We start from the raw sequence: 3,864 nt of genomic DNA, 5'->3' as shown, positions 1-3,864 counted from the left end.
CATACATTTCATACTATTGCTCAAAAAATGGCTTCTCGTCAAATGATTAGAAAAATTGAAACTGTAGTTGAAATGATGAGAGAAAAAAATTTGGAACTTGGATTTTACGATGGTGATGATTATAGGGATCCAAACCTTGCTCAGATAGAAAATATTGATTTTAATTTTAGAGAATATCCTAAAAGTAATGCTCTTTTTTAATTTTTCAATACTGAACACCATTTAAATGGCACTTTTACTTTATGCAATGGTAAAGAGATTTCCTTTTTTGTCGACTTTTTAGCAAGAGAAAATAACTATGTAAATAAAATTATTTTTCAAGGAACAAAAGATAGTTATTCAAACCTAAAAGTAAAAAATATGGTAGAGTTTAAAGGTTCAGGGGTAGTTTTAAGAATGTCAATACCCAATCAAACACAGTATAGAGATTTGTATCGTTATGTTTGGGGGTATGATTAATTCATTTATTTTTCCATTAATTTGCCTTATATACCATTTGATACTCATAGGTGGATATTCTTTCTGGTTAATTTAAAAAATAAAAAAAGAACAAATGAAACATATTATTTTTAAGGTTTTACTTCTAGTATTTATACTTCAATCTTGTTCTAAGCCTAAAGAGCAAGTATTCATTTCAAACTATAATATTTCTGTGACTGGTGATAGTTCTCAAGAAACTTCTTTATTTATCCTTCATTTAAAAAATGACTCGCTTTTTTATTTACATTTTGACTCACCACAATTTAAACCTAATTACCTTGGCAAATTGAAGCACAATAAATTTGAAACCGAAATAGATAAATTAAGTCTTGAATATTTTAAGGATTCACTAAAACTTTATAGTGGTAATATTAAATATCAATTTAAAGAGTTAAAAGAAAAAACCACCAACGCTGTTTTAATAAATAAAGACTATTTTATTGGAAAAGAATTTATGGTAAATACAAAACGCAATAAAACTCTCATTAAATTTATTGATGAAAAAAGTGGTTATGATTTATCTAATGGCTCAAGCTTTGAATGGGATTTAATTGAATTTGAAGGTTATTATTTTTTATGGAATGTAGCTATCATAGATAGATTCCCATTATTTATAAAAAATATCACGGGAGACACTATTTTCACACAACTTTTTACAAAAGATGAAGTGCTGAATATTATTTTTACTGAAAATGAATTTTACTAAGTAATAAGTCTTTTAAAATCTCACAAGAAACAGTAATAATTGATAATGGAATTAAGCTTTTTTTAAGAAACTTATTCATAGATAGAATTTAAATTTCTATTTGAATTGCTAATTATGATGATATATTAACAATTTCTTGCAAGGAGCAGCCATAGGTACTGCAAGTTCGAGAGTGGCTTCATTTACTGCCGGAGGTGGTGCAGTAGCCCAATCTGCAATGGGCGCTTTTACCGGTGGTGCCATTGCAAAAATAACCGGGGGGCAGTTTTGTAGAAGGCTTAGACTCCATACCTATTTATCCAGAGTATGTTAAATCAGCACTTGAAAAAGGGGGGATAGAAAGAGGTGATTAAGTTTTGTGGTGAAAGCTCTCAGGCAACTACAAAGGCTGGTGATACTTCTCTTGGTGAAAACCTGACTTTTGAATTTAATAACTACATAGATAAATCTTTTGCGGGCCCCAACCACCTTGGGAAGTTGGTCTTAAATTATGAACAACACCCAAATATAATCAACTATATTGTTTACACCACTTTATATATTTAAATTAAGGCGTTTTAAACAAAAAACGCCCATCTACAGACAAGCGTTTTAAACATATTCAATTATTTCAACCAGATCTCTCCGGCTTTTTCAAACCCACACCAACGGTGGTTCTCGTCATATCCACGTGAGGCCAGTTCAAAACGGATGAACTTCTCAAGCGGTATTTTTGCATGGAGCAGGTAGCGGAGGATTTCTCCATCTACTGTCGAAAACATCCCGGTGATGGACTCCCAATGAGGAAGTGGTTCACTATCCATCCGTATAAGTCGTATATTGGTATACGACAAATCCGAATGGTCTTTTGGCACAATATCCAAAAATTCCATTTCCATCTCCTGTGCCGTTGCTTCCTCGCACACAGCCCAATTATCCTCAGGGCCATGGATTACCCCAAAGACAATCCCTGCGATGCGGTACTTAAAGTTGAGCCACATAGCATGGTCGATTGCCTTTTGCTGACTTTCAAACAAGTCTAAATAATTATCATCTTTCATAATGGATTATTTAGATGATTTAACCCTTCCGTTTAGAGAGATAATATCATCCCTTGAAGATTTGGGGTCTTTACCTTTCTTACGAAGTAAGCGTTGCGTATTAAACAGTGAACGACATTTTATGTTGAACTCCGTATAATTAAACGCATCGTCTTTGTTCTTAAAGGTTTTTGCATAGGCCTCATACAATTCAGCATTGGTAAGCTGGTTGTCTTTGGCTTTCATAACAATATCCATCACCACAGAAGCTACAGGATTAAGGCCTCTCTCTGACTCGGAAAAATCGAAACCAAGTTCTTCAATTCGTTTGCGTTGTTCATCGTCTGCATATTTCAACAATACGGTAATATCACGTCTATAATCTTTAAGGCGATCCATTACACTTCGCTTGTTTTCTTTAGCAGTTTCAATCTGTGCTTCTGTTTCTTCCAGAAGGCTTTGGTCTGTTTTGATGTTTTCTATTAAAACATCTACAATAGTTGCATTCATAATATTTAGTTTTAGAATTAATATTTAGTTTTAGGTTAATAACCAAAGGCTATGTACCACAAGATCCCCTCGGGTAAATTTTCCTTCGGCTATAATATTGTTGATTCCCGCTTCTGCCTCTTCTTGAGTATCAAAAAAATAAGAGGGTTTGGTGGTCACTGCATATTTATCTTCATCTTTTACATCAGAAGTAAATATGGCAAATACACGCTTGGTCTTTCCATGTTTAAACAGGAGTGAATAGTAGTTGCTGATATCGTAAGCATCCCACTGTTCAACAGGCTTATCTCTGAGGTAGTGAACACTAATTGGCATCTTTTCAAATAACTCATTGACTTCGGTTTGGGTCAATTTTGGTACTGCACTAATATTATTTTTCCATTGTTCAATGACATAGGCCAGTACATTAGCGTCATCATTTACCAGTTCCAATAACTCGGCATCGGTCTTTTCAGTAAGCATGTTTTTATCGTAATTACTATAGAGCCACAGTACCATGTCCATTAGTTCTGTTCTTGAGAATAAATTCAAAAACTCAGGGTTGATTTGATTCTCATCATGACTTTCCAGATTAACCATAAAGGCTTCTAAAAAGTAGAGAATTTGTTTCCGTTCTTTAGTGGTCATGCTCTTCGTCTTTAGGTTCGCAATGATTTTCAATGGTAGCCAAAAGATGGTTATAATCACCACTTTTTGCTTCTTTTAGCACAGTATCAATTTCATCTTGAGACCAACCTTCTTTTCTAACTTGTCTTCCAAAAACCCCCATAATCATAAAGGCATTTCCGTTTACGCCAACCAAATCGAGGTTAACAGCTTTATTAATTACTCGTTTCATATCTAATTGTGTTATGCATCATTGTGATGCGGATTAATATTTCAGTTTTATACTAATGGGAAATTTGCAGTTAACACTTCTATTTTCTTACTTCCTCTTGATTTGCCGGCCACTCCCTTTCTTGCGGTCAGTGGTTTGGAGAATTGTTTGGTGTACCATCCAAATTCTTTGGTATAGAGATCGAGAAGTTCTGACGGAAATGAACTCAATAAAAATTTGCCTTTAATTTGAGTTAAGGTTTTTAAAAGCTTAATAAATTCATCTCTCGTATAACCTTCAATTACTACAGGAATTTTATCATAGCCTAAATT

The 3,864-nt window shown here is 33.7% G+C and carries 8 protein-coding genes and 1 pseudogene; 4 read left to right on the top strand and 5 right to left on the bottom strand.

The features are described from left to right. From AACY61_RS10220 to AACY61_RS10205, 4 genes are all read left to right on the top strand, one after another. Nucleotides 1-201: hypothetical protein (locus AACY61_RS10220; RefSeq protein ID WP_339611479.1), on the top strand; the 201-nt coding region annotated here is incomplete at its 5' end. Nucleotides 202-553: 352 nt separating this feature from the next. Continuing rightward, nucleotides 554-1,186 (top strand): hypothetical protein, encoded by a 633-nt coding sequence (locus AACY61_RS10215; protein ID WP_339611478.1) that lies wholly within the window; start codon nucleotides 554-556, stop codon nucleotides 1,184-1,186. A gap of 136 nt (nucleotides 1,187-1,322) precedes the next feature. Beyond that, complete coding sequence (locus AACY61_RS10210) at nucleotides 1,323-1,499, top strand: hypothetical protein (protein WP_339611477.1); 177 nt, start codon at nucleotides 1,323-1,325, stop codon at nucleotides 1,497-1,499. Between the two features lie 32 nt (nucleotides 1,500-1,531). Continuing rightward, a complete protein-coding gene (locus tag AACY61_RS10205; RefSeq protein WP_339611476.1) occupies nucleotides 1,532-1,732 on the top strand; it encodes a hypothetical protein in 201 nt (66 codons plus the stop codon). 59 nt (nucleotides 1,733-1,791) lie between these two features. Here the strand turns inward: AACY61_RS10205 and AACY61_RS10200 are convergent, their stop codons facing one another. The 5 genes and pseudogenes from AACY61_RS10200 to AACY61_RS10180 form a co-directional block, all read right to left on the bottom strand. Beyond that, nucleotides 1,792-2,226, bottom strand: coding sequence for a hypothetical protein (locus AACY61_RS10200; RefSeq protein ID WP_339611475.1), 435 nt, complete (start codon nucleotides 2,224-2,226; stop codon nucleotides 1,792-1,794). A 6-nt stretch (nucleotides 2,227-2,232) separates the two neighbouring features. Continuing rightward, a complete protein-coding gene (locus tag AACY61_RS10195; RefSeq protein ID WP_339611474.1) occupies nucleotides 2,233-2,715 on the bottom strand; it encodes a hypothetical protein in 483 nt (160 codons plus the stop codon). A gap of 30 nt (nucleotides 2,716-2,745) precedes the next feature. Beyond that, nucleotides 2,746-3,342, bottom strand: a complete 597-nt coding sequence (locus AACY61_RS10190; protein ID WP_339611473.1) for a hypothetical protein — start codon at nucleotides 3,340-3,342, stop codon at nucleotides 2,746-2,748. Continuing rightward, nucleotides 3,332-3,553: a hypothetical protein gene (locus AACY61_RS10185; RefSeq protein ID WP_339611472.1), complete on the bottom strand. Its 222-nt coding sequence runs from the start codon at nucleotides 3,551-3,553 to the stop codon at nucleotides 3,332-3,334. The genes AACY61_RS10190 and AACY61_RS10185 overlap by 11 nt, the downstream gene beginning before the upstream one ends. Nucleotides 3,554-3,600: 47 nt before the next feature. Next, nucleotides 3,601-3,864: pseudogene (locus AACY61_RS10180) on the bottom strand (hypothetical protein); the annotation flags it as partial.

Source organism: uncultured Planktosalinus sp., assembly GCF_963973675.1.
GTDB lineage: Bacteria > Bacteroidota > Bacteroidia > Flavobacteriales > Flavobacteriaceae > Planktosalinus.
Note: the sequence above shows the minus strand (reverse complement) of the source record. Positions and strands in the feature narration are given on the sequence as shown.

What these genes read in the sequence shown, in the direction of transcription:
- AACY61_RS10215 (WP_339611478.1), top strand. Translation starts at nt 554, where the DNA reads ATGAAACATATTATTTTTAAGGTTTTACTTCTAGTATTTATACTTCAA.
- AACY61_RS10200 (WP_339611475.1), bottom strand. Translation starts at nt 2,226, where the DNA reads ATGAAAGATGATAATTATTTAGACTTGTTTGAAAGTCAGCAAAAGGCA.
- AACY61_RS10195 (WP_339611474.1), bottom strand. Translation starts at nt 2,715, where the DNA reads ATGAATGCAACTATTGTAGATGTTTTAATAGAAAACATCAAAACAGAC.
- AACY61_RS10190 (WP_339611473.1), bottom strand. Translation starts at nt 3,342, where the DNA reads ATGACCACTAAAGAACGGAAACAAATTCTCTACTTTTTAGAAGCCTTT.
- AACY61_RS10185 (WP_339611472.1), bottom strand. Translation starts at nt 3,553, where the DNA reads ATGAAACGAGTAATTAATAAAGCTGTTAACCTCGATTTGGTTGGCGTA.